Genomic DNA, 15,595 nt, shown 5'->3' on the forward strand with positions numbered 1-15,595 from the left:
TCACCGCCCCCTTTCCGCGCGGTCTTCGCGGAACTGCGCGCGCAGGTAGACGGCCAGGATGCAGACGATCAGCACGACCAGCACCACACCCATCGCGGCGGCCTGGCCGATCTCGCGGTTCTTGAACGCCTCGAGGTAGACGAACAGCACCGGCACCATCGTCTTGCCGCCCGGCCCGCCCGCGGTGAGCACGTAGACCAGCGAGAACGAGTTGAAGTTCCAGATGAAGTTGAGCGAGGTGATCGAGGTGACGATCGGGCGCAGGCTCGGCCAGGTCACCGCGGTGAACCGGCGCCAGGCACCGGCCCCGTCCACCGCGGCGGCCTCGTGCAGTTCGGCCGGGATCTGCTGGAGCCCGGCCAGCAGCGTGACCGTGGTCTGCGGCATGCCGACCCACACGCCGACGATGATCACCGCGGGCAGCGCGGTGGCGAAGTCGCCGAGCCAGTTGGTGTCCGCGGGCAGGCCGACCGCGCCGAGCGCGGCGTTGAGCGGGCCGCCGTTGGCCGAGTAGATCATCTGCCACATGATCGCCACGACCACCGGTGGCATCGCCCACGGCACCAGCGCGAGCACCCGGGTCAGGCCCTCGAATCTCAGCCCGGAGTCCAGCAGCAGCGCCAGTCCCATCGAGGCGGCCAGCTGGAGCACGGTGACGCCGACCGTCCACACCAGACCGATGCGCAGGGAGTCCCAGAACAGGTCGTTGCCGACGAGCGCGGTGAAGTTGTCGAGGCCGGTGAAGGCGTAGTCGGGGTTGCGCACCAGGCGGGCGTCGGTGAACGCGAGCGCCACACCGATCACCAGCGGCGCGACGCTGAGCACCAGGATCGGGACCAGCGAGGGCAGCACCAGTGCGATCGCCTCACGGCGGCGGGCCCGGGCCTTGGGGGTGATCACCGCCCACCCCCGGCCGTCGACTCGCGGACCACCAGTTCGGGGGGTACGGAGACCTGCTGCGCCGCGGTTTCCGGGTCGTCGGCGTGCTGCAGCATCAGCCGCGCCGCCGCCCGGCCGCGTTCGGTCGAGCCGAGGGACACGCTGGTCAGGCTGGGCAGGAACACCCGGCCGATCTCGGTGTCGTCCATGCCGGTCACCGCCACGTCCTCCGGCACCGACAGGCCGAGTTCGCGGACCGCGCGGATCACGCCGATGGCGAGCAGGTCGTTGGCGGCGACCACGGCGTCGAGCCGGGTGCGCGCGAGCAGGCGCCTCGCCGCTTCGAGTCCGGCGGCCACGGTGAAGTCGTCCGCGACCTCGGTGCCGGCCGGTTCGGCGTCCACCGCGGCGTCGAACCCCCGCTGGCGGGCGGCACCGGGGGTGGTGTCGAGCGGGCCGTTGAGGAACCCGATGCGGCGGCGGCCGAGCTCCCGCAGGTGCGCCACCGCCGCGCCGATCCCGCCGGCGGAGTCGGTGGACACCGAGCTGATGCCGTGCTCGTCCAGCGCCCGGCCGATCACCACCACCGGCACCGGTGCCTGCCGGATCTCGCGGACCAGCCGGTCGTCGGTGCGCAGCGGGCTGATGACCAGGCCGTCGACCACGCCGTTGCCCAGGCTGCGCACCAGGTCGACGGTGGAGGTGGCGGTGTCACCGGTGGACATCACCACGACGCGGTAGCCGCGCGGGGCGAGCACCTCGTGGATGGCCCGCATCATCTCGACGTAGACCGGGTTGCCGATGTCGGCCACCGCGAACGCCACCTGGAAGGTCTTCTTCAACCGCAGCGAGCGGCCGATGGCGTCCGGGCTGTACCCGAGCTCAGCCGCGGCGGCGCGCACGCGCTCGACCATCGCCGGGCTCGCGCCGGTGCCGTGCAACGCGCGGGAGGTCGAGGCCAGTGAGACCCCGGCGCGTTGCGCCACCTGCATCAGCGTGGCGCGGGTTGACGTCATCGTCGCTCTACCTCTGGTCGGCCTGGAAACGTTTCCAACACCGGTTTGCCCGAAGGCTGGAAACGTTTCCACTGGGGATTGGCCGAATACTGTCACCCGAATGGCGGTCCGGTCAACCCTCAGCGACGCGGCTTCGCTGCGAGGGTGAGCCGGTACGGTGAGTCACCTCCCGGGTTCGGAGGCCACCGCCGCCGAACCGCGACTGCCGCCCACGCGGGTTTCCCGACGCGGGCGGCAGCCCCGGGATCAGCCCGGCCAGCCCCCCGCCGCTGCCGTCGCCTTGGCGAACTCGGCGAAGGTTCGTGGCGGGCGGCCCAGGGCGCGTTGCACGCCGTCCGAGAGGTAGGCGTCCGTGCCGTTCCGCAGCGGCTCGATGACGTGCGCGAAGGCTTCGGCGTCCGCGGCCGGGAGGCCCTGTTCGACCAGTTCGGCGACGTACTGCTCGACCGAGATGGGCACGTACCGGATCTCCCGGCCGGTGGCCTCCGAAATCGTGGCGGTCACCTCGGTCAGGGTCAGCGCCGCCGGGCCCGACAGCTCGTAGATCTTCCCCGCGTGCCCGTGCTCGGTGAGCGCGGCGACGGCCACCGAGGCGATGTCGTCGGCGTCGACGAAGCTGGCGGCGCCGTCACCGGCGGGCAGCCGCAGTTCACCGGCGCGGACGGCGTCGGCGAAGAAGCCCTCGCTGAAGTTCTGCGCGAACCAGCCCGGCCTGCTGATCGTCCACTCCAGACCGCTCTCGCGCACCGCGGCCTCGCTGTCGAGCAGTCCGTCCAGCACGCCGCCGGTGTCCTTGGCGTAGTCCGGGTTGTCGATGCCGCGGCCCGAGGCCAGCACGACCCGCCGCACGCCGTGCCGCACGGCCGCTTCGACGAACGGGCGAACCAGGTGCGTGCCGTCGAGTTGCACGAGGTAGGCGGCTCGTGCGCCGTCCAGTGCGGCGTCCCAGGTGCCGCGGTCGGTCCAGTCGAAGTGGTGCTCACCGTTGCGGGACGCCGCGCGGACCGGCTGGTGCTGGGCACGCAGCTGGGCGACGATGCGGCTGCCGGACTTGCCGGTGGCGCCGGTGACGAGAATGGGTTGTTCAACCATGGGGCCAGTCAATCGGCGAAACGCGAGACGATCCATGGCTGGGAAACGCCGCTTGATGTCTGGGCGTCTACAGTGGGCGCATGGACGCGGTGTCGGAGTTGCTGGCCGGGGTGCGGGCCCGCGGAGCCGTCTTCCGGCAGGCGGTGCTGGAACCGCCCTGGGCCCTGCGCATGGTCAGCGGGGCGCCGCTGACGCTGGCCACGATGCTGCGCGGCCGGGCGTGGATCGTGCCGGACGGGCACGAACCGGTGCCCGTCACCGCCGGGGAGGTCGCCGTCGTCCGCGGCGACGTGCCCCACACCGTGGCCGACGACCCCGCGACCGCGCCGACGCGGGTGGTGACCAGCGCCGACTACTGCCCCGGCCACACCTGCGGCACCCCGGCCGAGGACCGGGCCGTGCTGGTCAGTGGGGCGTTCGAGCGCCGGGGTGAACTCAGTGAACGGCTGTTGCTGGCCCTGCCGCCCGTGCTGGTGGTGCCCGCGGAAGGCCCGTCGACCGGGCTGGTGGCCGAGGAGGTGACCAGGGACCGGCCGGGGCAGCAGCTGGTGCTGGACCGGTTGCTGGACCTGATGCTGGTTTCGGCGTTGCGCAGCTGGTTCGACCACCCGGACGCGAGCGCTCCGGCGTGGTGCCGCGCGCTGGACGATCCGGTGGTGGGGACCGCGTTGCGGCTGATGCACGACAACCCGGCTCACCCGTGGACGGTGGCGGAACTGGCGCGGCAGGCCGGGCTGTCGCGGGCGGCGCTGGCGCGGCGGTTCACCGCGCTGGTCGGCGAGCCGCCGATGGCCTACCTCACCGGCTGGCGGATCGCACTGGCCGCGGACCTGCTGCGGCAGACCGAGCACACGGTGGACACCATCGCGCGGAAAGTGGGGTACGCCAACGCCTTCGCGTTGAGCGTGGCGTTCAAGCGGGTGCGCGGCACCCGGCCCAGTGAGCACCGGGCCACCCGGGACGAAAGCGTTGACGTCGCGTCCTGAAAGCACTTCCCCGCGAACCGCCCACCGAACCGGGGTGGACCTGGCAGGGTGGGGCCATGAACGAGTTCCCGCTGGATCCGCCCCCGCACGAACGCCGGTGGGTCGAAGTCGTGCGTGAGCTGGCGGGTGGGTTCGCCAGGACCGCCGCCGAGCGTGACGTGACGGCCGAGTTGCCGCGCGAGAACCTGGAGGCGTTGCACGCCAGCGGGTTGGACGCGGCGCTGCTGCCCGCTTCCCTCGGCGGGGAGGGGCTGAGTTACCGCTGCTACGGCGAGGTCGTGCGGACCATCGGTGCCGCGTGCCCGTCGACGGCGTGCATCTGGGTGATGCACATCGGCGCCGGGGTCGGGCTCGCGGAGTTGTCGGGGCCGGACATGGCCCGGTTCTACGCGGACGAGTTGATCGCCGGGCGGCGCTTCGCGAACGCGTTGTCCGAGCCAACCGGGGGCAACCGGTTCCTGTTCCCGTCGCAGACCGCGCACCCGGCCGAGGGCGGTTTCCTGTTCTCCGGCGCGAAGCGGTTCGCCTCCGGCTGCGAGATCGCCGACCACTTCCTGCTCAACGTGCTCATCGACGGCGAACCGGCGTTCTTCGGCGTGCCGCGTGACGACACCATGTCGCTGAACCCGATGTGGGACGCGATGGGCCTGCGGGCCAGCCGCAGCCAGCAGATCGAGTTCACCGGCACCCTGCTGCGCGCCGGGCACCGCTGCCCGCCCTCCGGCCCGCGCCCCAACCACATCGCCGCGGGACTGGCGTTCCTCTCCCTCGGGCTGGCCGACGCCGCGCTGGCCGAAACCATCGCCTTCACCCGGCGGCGCACCCTGCCCCCGCACGGTGTTCCGCTGGCGGACAAGGAGGCCGTGCAGGTCAAGGTGGCCGAAGCCCACATCCGCCTGGAAGCCGCCACCGCCTACGCGCAGAAGATGACCCTGCACGCCGACACGGGTGATCCGGCGTTCCTGGAGTCGTCGATGGTGGCCAAGGTGCTGGCCAACGGGGTGGCCCGCGACATCGCCGCGCTGGGGCTGGAAACGGCCGGGGGCAACGGTTACCTGAAGCCGTCGCCGTTCGAGCGGTTCGTGCGCGACGCGTGGGCTGGGCACCTGATGGCGCTGTCGCCGGAGGTCATCCACGGGATGCTGGGCGCGCGACTGCTGGCATCACCAGGATGAGCAGGCCGGCGATCGCGATGGCCGCGCGGGGGCCGGTGAGCGCGCCGAGCAGGCCCCACAACGCGGTCGTCGCGGCGACGGTGGCCTTGCTGGTGACCGACCACGCCGAGAGCGTGCGCGCCACCCGGTCCGCGGGCAGCTGTTCGAGCCGGTAGGTGGCGAACACCGGGTTGAACACGCCGATGCAGGTGATCAGGCCCAGCTCGACCACCATCACCAGCAGCAGCCCGGTGGGTCCCGGGTGGACCAGGGCCAGGCCCACCGGCCAGCACACGCGCAGCAGGCCCGCGGTGCGCAGGACGCGGCCCCGGCCGAACCGCCGGACCAGCGGGCGGGACAACCGCGAGCCGAGCAGGCCGCCGAGGCACGGCACGGCGAACGCGACGCTGTAGTGCCACGGTGCGAAGCCGAGGTCGCCGAGCATGAGCACGGCCAGTGGGGGCGCGGCGGCCATGATCAGGCTGTTGACCAGGATGGTGTTGACGAACAGCGGGCGCAGCCCGGTGTGGGTGAGGATGAAGCGCCAGCCGTCGAGCAGGTCCCGGGCGCGCAACCGGGGGCCGGGTGCGGGCCGGGGTTCGCCGCCGCCGATCGCGCGCAGGCCCAGCGCCGAGAGCAGGTAGCTGACCGCGTCGGCGGCGACGGCGGTGAGCGGGCCGAACAGGCCGATGGCGGCGGCGCCGAGCGGGGGGCCGAGCACGGTGGCCGTCCAGGTGGTGCCTTCGAACCGCCCGCTGGCCACCAGCAGGTCCGCCGGTGGCAGCAGGGTTTTCAGGTAGGCGCCGCTGGCGGCCTGGAAGGTGATGTCGGCCGCGGCCACGGCCATCGACACGAGCACCAGCTGGGTGAAGGTCAGCCCGCCGAGCGCGTGGGCCACCGGCACGCTGAGCAGGGCGGCGAACCGGACCAGATCGGTGCCGATCATCACCGGCCGCTTGCGGCGGAAGTCCACCCACGGCCCGAGCGGCACCGCCACCAGCGCACCGGCCACCAGCCCGGCCGCGGCCAGCAGCGACACCGCGGCCGCGCCGGCGTGCAGCACGGTGATCGCGACCATGGTGAACGCGTGCAGCGCGATCATCGTGCCGAACGTGCTCACCGCGTAGGAAGCCCACAACCACCCGAACCGCCGCCCCAGTCGTTCCGCCACGCGGTGATCAAAGCGATCGGCGGCTCCCCGGAGCAAACAACCACCGGCTGTCGGCCGACAACTCGGTTGCCTCGCGGCCGGACCGCGGTGACGCTGGGGGCGTGCCGAAGTTGACGGTGGCGACCTGCCAGTTCCCGGTGAGCGCGGACATCGCCCGCAACGCCCGCCACATCGAGCGGCAGTTGCGCACCGCGCACCAGCGGGGGCCCGGGTCGCGCACTTCCCGGAGTGCGCGCTGTCGGGTTACGCGGTCACCGATTTCGACAGCCACGACGGCTTCGACTGGGCTGCCCTGGAGAACGCGGTGTTCCGCGTCATGGAGCTGGCCGCGGAGCTGCGGGTGTGGGTGGTGCTCGGTTCGGGGCACCGGCTCGGCGGCGAGCACAAGCCGCACAACAGCCGGTACGTCATCGACGACGCCGGGCAGCTGGTGGACCGCTACGACAAGCGGTTCTGCGCTTCGGTCGACCTGGTGCACTACTCCCCCGGTGACCACCCGAGCGTGTTCACCGTCGACGGGGTCCGCTGCGGCGCGCTGATCTGCTACGAGTACCGGTTCCCCGAGCTGTACCGCGAGTACCGGCGAGACGGCGTCGAGCTGGTGTTCCATTCGTTCCACGCGGCGAACGTGCCCGCCGGTGAGCCGGCCGGCCGGCCGTACCCGGCGGCCACCGCGGCCCCGTCGATGATCGCCGCGGCCGCGGCCAACCACGTCTGGATCAGCTGCCCGAACTCGTCGGCACCGCAGAGCTGCTGGGGCGCGTTCTTGGTGCGGGCCGACGGCATCGTCACCGGGCGGCTGCCGCGCAACCGCGCCGGGGTGCTGGTGTCCGAAGTGGACACCGAAGCGCCGCTGTACGACTCGACCGCGCAGTGGCGCGACCGCGCGATGACCGGGGTGCTGCACAGCGGCACAGCGGCGAGCTGGTCGACGACCCGCGTTCGCGGGAGCGCACCCGACTCCTCCGCTCCTGAGCCGTTCCCCTGGCACAATCTGAGCGGTGAAGTACCTGATCCTGATCTACGGCAATCCGGAGTCGCGGGCGCTGTGGCAGTCCTTCTCGGCCGAGCAGCAGGCCGAGGGCTGGGGCGCCTACGAAGCACTGGACCGGGACCTGCGTGCCTCGGGGGAGCTGGTCGTCACCGAACCGCTCGACCAGGGGCGCGCCACCCGGGTGCGGGCGCGCGAGGGCCGGGTGATCGCCACCGACGGGCCGTTCGCCGAGGCCAAGGAGCAGCTCGCCGGGTTCTACCTGGTCGACTGCGCCGACGAGCAGCGGGCCATCGAGATCGCCGCCAAGGTGCCCGAGGCCGAGTTCGGCCTGGTCGAGGTGCGCCCGGTGCTGACGGCCATGCCCGGGATGGACGGGTGATCGAGGACCTGCTGCGCGAACTGGCGCCGCGGGTGCTGGGGGCGCTGGTGCGCCACCACGGCGATTTCGGCGCGTGTGAGGACGCGGTGCAGGAGGCGTTGCTCGCGGCCGCGGTGCAGTGGCCGGAGCAGGGGGTGCCGTCGAACCCGAAGGGCTGGCTGATCACCGTCGCCTCCCGCCGGTGGACCGAGCAGTGGCGCAGCGACACCGCGCGCCGCCGCCGCGAGCAGGCCGTGCACTCCCAGGCCCCGGCCGAGCCGGCGGTCGTGCCGGGTACCGACGACACGCTGACGCTGCTGTTCCTGTGCTGCCACCCGTCGCTGACCCCGGTTTCGCAGGTGGCGCTGACGCTGCGCGCGGTGGGCGGGCTGACCACCGCCGAGATCGCGCGGGCGCTGCTGGCCCCGGAAGCGACCGTGGGCCAGCGCATCAGCCGGGCCAAGAAGCAGATCAAGGCGAGTGGCGCCCGGTTCCGGCTGCCCACGCGGGACGAGCACGCCGATCGGCTGGCCTCGGTGCTCGGCGTGCTGTACCTGGTCTTCACCGAGGGCCACACCGCCAGTTCCGGTGCCGAACTGCAGCGGGTGGACCTGAGCGGTGAGGCGATCCGGCTGACCCGGCAACTGCACGCGAGCCTGCCGGACGACGGCGAGGTCACCGGGCTGCTGGCGTTGATGCTGCTGACCGACGCGCGCCGCCCCGCCCGCACCCGCGCCGACGGCGCCCTGGTGCCGCTGTCCGAACAGGACCGTTCGCTGTGGTCGGCGGACCTGCTCGCCGAGGGCACCGCGTTGCTCACCGGGGCGCTGGCGGCCGCGCCGATCGGGCCGTACCAGCTGCAGGCCGCGATCGCGGCCGTGCACGGGGAGGCCGCCACGGCCGAGGACACCGACTGGCCGCAGATCCTCACCCTCTACGGGTTGCTGCACACGTGCGCGCCGGGGCCGATGGTCACGCTCAACCGGATCGTCGCGCTGGCCATGGTCGAGGGCCCGCGGGTGGCGCTGGCGCGGCTGGCCGAAGCCGAGGCCGAACCCGCGCTGGCCGGGCACCACCGGCTCGCCGCGGTCCGCGCGCACCTGCTGGACCTGGCCGGTGCGCACGAGCAGGCGCGTGCGCACTACCGTCTCGCCGCGGCGAGCACGCTCAGCGAGCCGGAACGGCGTTATCTCGAAGACAAGGCAGGAGCCCGATGACCATCGACAAGATCGCCTGGATCCACCTGCGCGACGGCAAGATCCTGGGTGCCCGCTCACGCGGCCGGGACACCTACTACCTGCCCGGCGGCAAGCGCGACCCCGGCGAAACCGATCTGCAGACCCTCGTCCGCGAGGTCGAAGAGGAGCTCGCGGTGACCATCGTGCCGGCCAGCGTCGCCCCGGCGGGCACGTTCAGCGCGCAGGCGCACGGCAAGGACGCCGGGGTCGAGGTGCGGCTGACCTGCTACACCGCCGACTACGAGGGCACGCTGCGGGCCAGCCAGGAGATCGAGGAGATCGACTGGCTGGCCTACGCCGACCGCGACCGCGTCTCCCCCGCCGCCCGGCTCGTCTTCGACCACCTGCACGAGGCCGGGCTGCTCAGCTGAGCGCCGCCCGCCGCCGCTTCGGCATCGCGGCGCCAGCCCGGCGATCACCCAGGCCGCTCGCAGTTCGTCGTCGAGCGCGGTCAGCTCACGCATGAGCGGTTCGAGCACCCCGGGCGGGGGCGGGCTGCTGGGTGTTGCGATCGGCATCCGGCGGTGCCTGCGGTCCCCGGTAGGGCAGGGTCTGGCTGTAGACCACGTTCGTGGTGGTGCTGCCGAACTGCGCCAGGTCGTCCACCAGCGCTTCGAGGTGCGCCATCGAGCCCGCGGCGATCTTGAGCGTGTAGCAGTCGTCGCCGGTGGTGCGCAGGCATTCGAGGATTTCCAGGCGTTGGCCGAGCAGTTCGTGCAGCGGGCCGTGCTTGCTGCCGGGGTACTTCAGCCGGACCACGGCGAGCACCGGGTAACCCGCCTTGCCCAGGTCGACGGTGGCGCGGTAGCCGGTGATCACCCCGGCGTGCTCGAGCCGTTTGACCCGCTCGGTGGTGGCCGAGGCGCTGAGGTTGACGCGCTTGCCCAGTTCGGTGAGCGGGATCCGGCCGTCCCGCTGGACCTCGACCAGGATGGCCCAGTCGGTCGCGTCGAGATTCTCGGTCATCGGCCGAAGATACCGGCAGATCCACGGCCGTGGCGTCGATACGCCGGGAGGAAGCCCTTCCCCGCCGGAGGGTGCCGCTCCTAGCCTTGAGCCGTGCAGATCGGAGTCAACGTTCCCAACTTCGGGCCCGGTACCGACCCCGGCGGCCTGCGTGCCTGGGCGCAGCTGGTCGAGGGTCTCGGGTACCACCTGCTGATGGTGTCCGACCACGTGGTGATCACCCCGGACGTGGCCGAGCAGTACCCGCCGCCGTTCTACGAGCCGTTCACCACGCTGTCGTGGCTGGCCGGGCAGACCAGCCGCGTGCGGCTGGGCACCACCGTGCTGCTGGCGCCGTACCGCCACCCGCTGCTGACCGCGCGGATGGCGGCCAACCTCAACGAGTTCAGCGGCGGCAGGCTGGTGCTGGGCATGGCCGTGGGCTGGGCGCGGCAGGAGTTCGAGGCGCTGGGGGTGCGCTACGAGCGGCGGGGCAGGCTGACCGACGAGTACCTGCGGGCGATGCGGGCCGCGTGGGAGCACAAGGACGACTACCGCACCGAGCAGATCCCGATCTGGATCGGGGGCAACAGCGACGCCGGTATCCGGCGGGCCGCGCGCCTCGGCGACGCGTGGCACCCGCTGCGCAACACCATGGCGTACCTGCGTGACGGGCTGGGCCGGTTGCGCGAGGCCGCCGACGCCGAAGGCCGCCCGGTGCCGGCGTTCGCGCCGCGGATCATCCTGCGCCTGACCGACGCGCCGAGCACCGGCCCCGAGCGGCTGGCCGGTGAGGGCACGATCGAGCAGATCGTGGCCGATCTGGAGCAGTTGCGGGAACTCGGCGCGGACACCGTGGTGCTCGACCCCTTCGGCGGGGATCCCGAGGAGACCCGCCACCCGCAGACCGCCTGGCACGCGCTCGCGGCCGTGGCCGACAACTGGGAGTTGCGATGATCGACGAAGACCTGCTGCGCCGGGCGATCGGGCTGGCGGCCAAGGCCCGTGCGGGCGGCAATCCGCCGTTCGGTTCGCTGCTGGCCGGGCCGGACGGCACGGTGCTCGCCGAGGACCACAACACCACGCTCACCGACGGTGACATCACCGCGCACCCGGAACTCAAGCTGGCCCGGTGGGCGGCCCAGCACCTGGACCCGGCCACCGCGGCGGCGACCACCCTCTACACCAGCTGCCAGCCGTGCGGCATGTGCGCCGGTGCGCTGGAACGCTCGGGGCTGGGGCGGGTGGTGTACGCCCTGTCGAACGAGCAGCTGCTCGCCCTCAAACCCGGGGGTGGTTTCACGCCCGTGCCGCAGGAAGGCCCCGCCCTGCACGACGAAGCCCGGGTGCCGGTAGCGGGCTACTACTGAGCGGGGCCTTCGGGCGGGCGGTGCCAGGTGGCTCGGGCTGTGGAGCCAGGTTCTCGAGCAGGCCGGCAGCGTGGGCGGGCGCCGGGATCGGCGGTGGCCCGGGTTACTGGACCAGGCCCTCGATCAGGCGGACGGCGTGGGTGGCGTCGGGCAGGGTGGCGATTTCGTCGCGCAGGGCGGTGGCGGCTTCCCGGTGGCCGCCACCGTGCAGGACCTCCTGGACGGCTTCGGCGATGTCGGCGGGGGTCGCGGTCAGTGGGTCGAGCACGCGCGCCACGCCGAGCTGGGTGCAGCGTTCGGCGTTGTGCGGCTGGTCGGCGCCCATCGGCAGCAGCACCATCGGCAGCCCGTGCGCCAGTGCGCCGAGCACGCTGCCGGACCCGCCGTGGGACACCACCGCCGCGCAGTGCGGCAGCACGCTCGCCTGCGGCACGTACTGCTCGATGCGCACCGAGGCCGGCTGCGGCCCGAACTCGCCGGGGTCGATGTGGGGGCCGACGGTCATCACCACGTTGACCGGCAGCGTGCGCAGTCCGGTGAGCACGCGGCCGAACAGGTCACCGGATTCGGTGTTGAACACGGTGCCGAGGGTGAAGTAGACCGTCGGGGCGTCGGTGCGCAGCCAGTCCGGGGCGGGGCCGCTCGGGGCGAGCGGGTCGAGGGTGAGCGGCTGCGCGGCCGGCGGCAGCGGGAACGCCGGGTCGCGGTAGCTGGGCGGGAACGGCGACAGCACCAGGTTCGCTTCGAGCATCGCCATCTCCGGATCCGGCGCGAGCCCGTGACGTGCCCGCAGTTCGTTGAGCGGTTCACCGACCAGGCCGGGGCGGATCAGGGACCCGGCGGCGATGACCAGCACGGTGGCGTGCGGCAGGCCGAGGCTTTCCGCGGCGACCACGGCACCGAAGTCGGCTTCGTCGCGCACCACCACGTCGGGGCGCCAGTCCCGGCACAGCTCGATCAGCAGGGGGCAGCGTTCACCCGCGACCCGGCGTGCGTAGCCCTCACGCAGCGCGCGTTCCTCCTCGGCGAGGTCGATCGCCGCCAGCGGAAGGCGTTCGCGGTCGCCGAAGGTGTCGCCGCCGGTGTCGAAGGCGGTGAAACCGGCGGCCCGCACGGTGTCCTGGAGTGCCGGTTGCCCGGCGAAGGCGACCGTGTGCCCGGCGGCTTCGGCGGCCCTGGCGATCGGCACGAGCGGGTTGAAGTGGCCGGTGCCCCCGGCGAAGGTGAACAGGATGCGCACCGGCTCGATCCTGGCAGAGTCAGCCGTAGAAGGTGGCCGGGTCGATCAGGGCGAGCGGGATGCGACCGGTGCCGTGGACCGGGTTGCCGGTGGTGAGCCCGCGCAGCACCACGGCCAGGCGGGGGCGTTCGTCCAGCCGGCGGGACACCTCGTAGAAGGTGGCCAGCGCGTGCAGGCACGGGTTCCTGCGCTGGGTGCAGTCGCACTCGGCGCGGACCTGGCCCAGTCCGGGCAGATCGGCGTGCGCGGTGTCGGGGAGGTCGTCGCCGCGCAGTTGCGCGTGGGCGCGGTCGAGGGTGGTGGCGTCCCACCGCGGCACGGTGATCCGCACCCGGTGCCCGTCGACCGCGGCGGTGATCTCACCGGGGCCGAGGTCCAGGTCGCGGACCTGGTCGCGGCGGGCCAGCGAACGGGCTTTGGGCAGGCGCGAGTCCGGCCGGGTGACCGAGGTGGGCTCGGCCAGGCGCACCCAGTCGCGGCCCCAGGCGGTGACGCCGAATCCGCCGCTCATCGTCGCGGCCCCGGTTCGAGCACCGCGCGCAGCCGTTCGTCGGACAGCTTCGCCAGATCGTTGTCGATGGAGCGGGTTTCGCCGGTGGCGATACCGGCCAGGTCCCGTTTCCCGGCGTGCAGTTCGGCGATCGTCTCCTCCAGCGTGCGTTCGGTGAGCAGGGTGTGCACGGTGACCGCGCGGGTCTGGCCGATGCGGTGCGCGCGGTCGCTGGCCTGGTCCTCGACCGCGGGGTTCCACCAGCGGTCGTAGTGCACGACGTGGGTGGCCCGGGTCAGGTTGAGCCCGAACCCGGCCGCGCGCAGGCTCAGTACCAGCACCGGTGGGGCGTGCTCGTCCTCCTGGAACCGGCTGATCAGCTGCTCGCGGGCGGCGATGGGCAGTCCGCCGTGCAGGAACGGCGCACCGAGGTGGCGGCCGAGCATCTCGCCGGTTTCGCGGTACTGGGTGAACACCAGCGCCCGATCGCCGTTGTCGGCGATCTCGGTGAGCATTTCGGTGACGCGGTCGAGTTTGCCCGAGCGGCCGTCGAGCTGGTCGGCGGTGGGTTCGGGGTGGTTGCAGAGCTGCTTGAGCCGGGTGAGCAGGGCCAGGACGCGGCCGCGCCGCTCGATGCCGGAGCCCAGGCCGTCGCGGAAGGCGTCGTCCAGGCTGGCGCGGTAGCGGCGTTCCTGCTCGGCGGTCATCCGGCAGACCACGGTGAGTTCGAGCTTCGGCGGCAGTTCCGGGGCGACCTCGCTCTTGCGGCGGCGCAGGATGTGCGGTCCGACGATTTCGTGCAGGCGTGCGGCGGCCGCGGTGGACCGGCGTTGCTCGACGGCGGTGGCGAAGCGGCGGCGGAACCGCGCGCGGGTGCCGAGCAGGCCGGGATTGGTGAAGGCGAACAGCGACCACAGCTCGTCGAGCCGGTTCTCCACCGGGGTGCCGGTCATCGCGATCCGGAGCCGGGCGTCGAGCGTGCGGGCGGCTCGCGCGGTCTGGGAGTCGGGGTTCTTGATCTGCTGGGCTTCGTCGAGCACCACGACGTCCCAGCGGGTGGCGGCGAGTCGTTCGGCGTCGGCACGCAGGCGGCCGTAGCTGGTCAGCGTGACCGACTCGCCGAGTCCGGGGGCGAAGCGGGCGAGTTCGCGGGACCAGTTGCCCAGCAGCGAGGTCGGGCAGACCACCAGGTGCGGGCCGGGGCGGGCGGCGAGCAGGGCGATGGCCTGCACGGTTTTGCCGAGGCCCATTTCGTCGGCGAGCACGCCGCCACCGTCGGCGGCCTGCAGCCAGGCCACCCCGGCGCGCTGGTAGGGCCGCAGGGTGAGGCCGCCGGTGACCAGGCTGCGGCGGGCCGCGTCGACGGTGGCGCGGGCGGACCAGATGGTGGTGCCGTCCAGGCCCAGTGCCGCGTGACCGGCGGTGGGCAAGGGCAGTTCGTCCGCCGGGTCACCGGCGCGGAACGCGGCCGCGATGCGGGCCCAGGCGTGGAGCGACTCCCCCGCTTCGGGACGCGGGGTCCACGCGGCGAGTGCGGTGATCGCCGGTTCCGGCGCGACCAGGACGGCGGGGACCTCGGCGGGGACCACTTCGCCGTGCACCGGGAGCGCGAGGCGCAGGTTCGCCGGTTCGCCGCCGGGCAGACCGGCCGAAGACACGCCGGCCGCTGGATTGTCAACCCCCCACCAGGCGAACTGTTCGGCTTCCACGACAAAACAGGCTTGCAGCCGCCCCGGCAGCACTAGGGTCATCAGCCGGACAGCTTAGCGACGATCCGACCGGAGTGCTCGTGCCTGCCGAAATCACCCTGCGGGAGTGGTCCGCCGACGACGCCGACTGGTACGTGGGCCAGATCGCCGACCCGGACATCCGCCGGTTCACCACCGAACCGGCCACGTTGACCGCGGACCGGTTCCGGGCCGCGCTCGACCGGCTCACCGGTTCCGACGACGAACTCGGTTTCGTCGCGGTGGACGCGGACTCCGGGCAGCGGCTGGCCAACGTCGCGGCCCTGCGCAACGGTGACACCGCGGTGGTGAGCTACTGGGTGAGCGCCGGCGCCCGCGGCCGGGGGGTGGCGACGCGGGCGCTGGAGGAGTTGTGCGCCCGCGCGCTGGACCGGTGGCCGATCACCGAACTGCGGCTCTACACCCACGCCGAAAACCTCGGTTCGCAGCGGGTCGCGGAGAAGGCGGGCTTCCACCGGATGGAGGGCATGCCTTCGGTGCGTGAGGTCTACGGGCAGAAGTGGCCGGTGCGCTGGTTCGAGCGGCTGCGCTGAGCATCGTGGGGCCCGGCCCTCGCCCCGCTTGGCCGGCTTCTTGTCCGGCGCCCGGTTGCCTGAGTTCTCATGGTGCTGGTGAGGGCGCCGAGCCGGGTGGTCACCGGGCTTGGCGCTGCGGGTGACTGGGCAGAGTGCTCAGCTGGCGGATCGTTGGGTCCCGCAGATCGGTCAGTACGGCTTCCGGAGGCATCGGCGCGGAACGGTTGCGCGAGTGCCACTCGTGCGAGCAGGTCAGAACGGCCGTTGCCCGGGTCCTCGCGGTACCGGTGGGGGCGGGGGGGGGGGGGGGGGAGGGGGGGGGGGGGGGGGGGGGGGGGGGGGGGGGGGGGGGGGGGGGGGGGGGGGGGGGGGGGAAAATCAGTTAGCTCTCCGCCCGAC

The 15,595-nt window shown here is 72.9% G+C and carries 16 protein-coding genes and 1 pseudogene; 9 read left to right on the forward strand and 8 right to left on the reverse strand.

Annotated elements, in window-relative coordinates:
• From AC07EG_RS39345 to AC07EG_RS39355, 3 genes are all read right to left on the reverse strand, one after another.
• Complete coding sequence (locus AC07EG_RS39345) at positions 1-900, reverse strand: carbohydrate ABC transporter permease (RefSeq protein ID WP_478258384.1); 900 nt, start codon at positions 898-900, stop codon at positions 1-3.
• Positions 897-1,895: a LacI family DNA-binding transcriptional regulator gene (locus tag AC07EG_RS39350; RefSeq protein ID WP_478258385.1), complete on the reverse strand. Its 999-nt coding sequence runs from the start codon at positions 1,893-1,895 to the stop codon at positions 897-899. The genes AC07EG_RS39345 and AC07EG_RS39350 overlap by 4 nt, the downstream gene beginning before the upstream one ends.
• Before the next feature lie 246 nt (positions 1,896-2,141).
• Positions 2,142-2,987: an SDR family oxidoreductase gene (locus tag AC07EG_RS39355; protein ID WP_478258386.1), complete on the reverse strand. Its 846-nt coding sequence runs from the start codon at positions 2,985-2,987 to the stop codon at positions 2,142-2,144.
• A gap of 80 nt (positions 2,988-3,067) precedes the next feature.
• Here AC07EG_RS39355 and AC07EG_RS39360 point away from each other — a divergent pair, with 80 nt between their 5' ends.
• Positions 3,068-3,973: an AraC family transcriptional regulator gene (locus AC07EG_RS39360; RefSeq protein WP_478258387.1), complete on the forward strand. Its 906-nt coding sequence runs from the start codon at positions 3,068-3,070 to the stop codon at positions 3,971-3,973.
• Positions 3,974-4,029: 56 nt separating this feature from the next.
• Entirely contained in the window at positions 4,030-5,148 is a 1,119-nt protein-coding gene (locus tag AC07EG_RS39365; protein WP_478258388.1) for an acyl-CoA dehydrogenase family protein, read from the forward strand.
• Here AC07EG_RS39365 and AC07EG_RS39370 read toward each other — a convergent pair.
• Complete coding sequence (locus tag AC07EG_RS39370; RefSeq protein WP_478258389.1) at positions 5,102-6,298, reverse strand: MFS transporter; 1,197 nt, start codon at positions 6,296-6,298, stop codon at positions 5,102-5,104. The genes AC07EG_RS39365 and AC07EG_RS39370 overlap by 47 nt on opposite strands.
• A 235-nt stretch (positions 6,299-6,533) precedes the next feature.
• Between AC07EG_RS39370 and AC07EG_RS39375 the strand changes: the two are divergent.
• The 4 genes and pseudogenes from AC07EG_RS39375 to AC07EG_RS39390 form a co-directional block, all read left to right on the forward strand.
• A pseudogene (locus tag AC07EG_RS39375) lies at positions 6,534-7,082 on the forward strand (carbon-nitrogen hydrolase family protein); the annotation flags it as partial.
• Between the two features lie 217 nt (positions 7,083-7,299).
• Positions 7,300-7,671 (forward strand): YciI family protein, encoded by a 372-nt coding sequence (locus AC07EG_RS39380; protein WP_478258390.1) that lies wholly within the window; start codon positions 7,300-7,302, stop codon positions 7,669-7,671.
• On the forward strand, positions 7,668-8,867 hold the full coding sequence (locus AC07EG_RS39385; protein WP_478258391.1) for an RNA polymerase sigma factor: 1,200 nt from the start codon (positions 7,668-7,670) through the stop codon (positions 8,865-8,867). The genes AC07EG_RS39380 and AC07EG_RS39385 overlap by 4 nt, the downstream gene beginning before the upstream one ends.
• On the forward strand, positions 8,864-9,259 hold the full coding sequence (locus AC07EG_RS39390; protein ID WP_478258392.1) for an NUDIX hydrolase: 396 nt from the start codon (positions 8,864-8,866) through the stop codon (positions 9,257-9,259). The genes AC07EG_RS39385 and AC07EG_RS39390 overlap by 4 nt, the downstream gene beginning before the upstream one ends.
• An 85-nt stretch (positions 9,260-9,344) precedes the next feature.
• Here AC07EG_RS39390 and AC07EG_RS39395 read toward each other — a convergent pair whose 3' ends face one another.
• A complete protein-coding gene (locus AC07EG_RS39395) occupies positions 9,345-9,854 on the reverse strand; it encodes an Lrp/AsnC family transcriptional regulator (RefSeq protein ID WP_478258393.1) in 510 nt (169 codons plus the stop codon).
• Positions 9,855-9,947: 93 nt separating this feature from the next.
• Between AC07EG_RS39395 and AC07EG_RS39400 the strand changes: the two genes are divergently transcribed.
• The gene (locus AC07EG_RS39400) at positions 9,948-10,790 is read left to right on the forward strand and encodes a TIGR03619 family F420-dependent LLM class oxidoreductase (protein WP_478258394.1); all 843 of its coding nucleotides are present in this window, start codon (positions 9,948-9,950) and stop codon (positions 10,788-10,790) included.
• Positions 10,787-11,203, forward strand: a complete 417-nt coding sequence (locus AC07EG_RS39405) for a nucleoside deaminase (RefSeq protein WP_478258395.1) — start codon at positions 10,787-10,789, stop codon at positions 11,201-11,203. The genes AC07EG_RS39400 and AC07EG_RS39405 overlap by 4 nt, the downstream gene beginning before the upstream one ends.
• A 103-nt stretch (positions 11,204-11,306) precedes the next feature.
• Here the strand turns inward: AC07EG_RS39405 and AC07EG_RS39410 are convergent, their stop codons facing one another.
• The 3 genes from AC07EG_RS39410 to AC07EG_RS39420 are packed head-to-tail and all read right to left on the reverse strand — an operon-like array spanning position 11,307 to position 14,591.
• Entirely contained in the window at positions 11,307-12,443 is a 1,137-nt protein-coding gene (locus tag AC07EG_RS39410) for a glycosyltransferase (protein WP_478258396.1), read from the reverse strand.
• A 19-nt stretch (positions 12,444-12,462) separates the two neighbouring features.
• The gene (locus AC07EG_RS39415) at positions 12,463-12,954 is read right to left on the reverse strand and encodes a hypothetical protein (RefSeq protein ID WP_478258397.1); all 492 of its coding nucleotides are present in this window, start codon (positions 12,952-12,954) and stop codon (positions 12,463-12,465) included.
• Positions 12,951-14,591, reverse strand: a complete 1,641-nt coding sequence (locus AC07EG_RS39420; protein WP_478258398.1) for a DEAD/DEAH box helicase — start codon at positions 14,589-14,591, stop codon at positions 12,951-12,953. The genes AC07EG_RS39415 and AC07EG_RS39420 overlap by 4 nt, the downstream gene beginning before the upstream one ends.
• Positions 14,592-14,722: 131 nt before the next feature.
• On the opposite strand from AC07EG_RS39420, the gene AC07EG_RS39425 reads away from it, so the two are divergent.
• Entirely contained in the window at positions 14,723-15,214 is a 492-nt protein-coding gene (locus tag AC07EG_RS39425; RefSeq protein WP_478258399.1) for a GNAT family N-acetyltransferase, read from the forward strand.
• Positions 15,215-15,595 lie beyond the last annotated feature (381 nt).

Source organism: Amycolatopsis sp. NPDC045836 (assembly GCF_056431745.1).

Excerpts from the sequence above, each read along its gene's own strand:
- AC07EG_RS39350 (WP_478258385.1), bottom strand. The coding sequence starts at position 1,895 with ATGACGTCAACCCGCGCCACGCTGATGCAGGTGGCGCAACGCGCCGGG.
- AC07EG_RS39355 (WP_478258386.1), bottom strand. The coding sequence starts at position 2,987 with ATGGTTGAACAACCCATTCTCGTCACCGGCGCCACCGGCAAGTCCGGC.
- AC07EG_RS39360 (WP_478258387.1), top strand. The coding sequence starts at position 3,068 with ATGGACGCGGTGTCGGAGTTGCTGGCCGGGGTGCGGGCCCGCGGAGCC.
- AC07EG_RS39365 (WP_478258388.1), top strand. The coding sequence starts at position 4,030 with ATGAACGAGTTCCCGCTGGATCCGCCCCCGCACGAACGCCGGTGGGTC.
- AC07EG_RS39390 (WP_478258392.1), top strand. The coding sequence starts at position 8,864 with ATGACCATCGACAAGATCGCCTGGATCCACCTGCGCGACGGCAAGATC.
- AC07EG_RS39395 (WP_478258393.1), bottom strand. The coding sequence starts at position 9,854 with ATGACCGAGAATCTCGACGCGACCGACTGGGCCATCCTGGTCGAGGTC.
- AC07EG_RS39405 (WP_478258395.1), top strand. The coding sequence starts at position 10,787 with ATGATCGACGAAGACCTGCTGCGCCGGGCGATCGGGCTGGCGGCCAAG.
- AC07EG_RS39415 (WP_478258397.1), bottom strand. The coding sequence starts at position 12,954 with ATGAGCGGCGGATTCGGCGTCACCGCCTGGGGCCGCGACTGGGTGCGC.